This window comes from Ruminococcus sp. AM43-6, from assembly GCF_003461785.1.
GTDB lineage: Bacteria > Bacillota > Clostridia > Oscillospirales > Ruminococcaceae > Hominimerdicola > Hominimerdicola aceti.
This window is the reverse complement of record NZ_QTXU01000063.1, coordinates 1-222: the sequence shown is the minus strand read 5'-3', so window position 1 is coordinate 222 and position 222 is coordinate 1. Positions and strand designations below refer to the sequence as shown.

At 45.0% G+C, this 222-nt stretch carries 1 pseudogene; it reads right to left on the bottom strand.

Annotated features, from left to right (window positions below):
* Positions 1–9: 9 nt before the first annotated feature.
* A pseudogene (locus DW938_RS14265) lies at positions 10–222 on the bottom strand (IS3 family transposase); the annotation flags it as partial.

Sequence of the window (222 nt, the reverse complement as noted above, 5' to 3'; positions counted from 1 at the left end):
GAACAAGAATTATGCAGCGAGAAAGATATGATCATAGTAGAGCTTTCTTCGAACTGCCGGAGGCAGCCCACCGTTGGCGGTGCAGATTCTTCTGTTGACCCAGTAACTCATATAATATCTCCAGATCATAGTCTTCAACTCTTTCATAGTGTAGTTCTCCGGCTTGTCCTCACGGCTGTAGAATAGCTCTTCTTTCATTCTTGCCCACATACTTTCACAGCG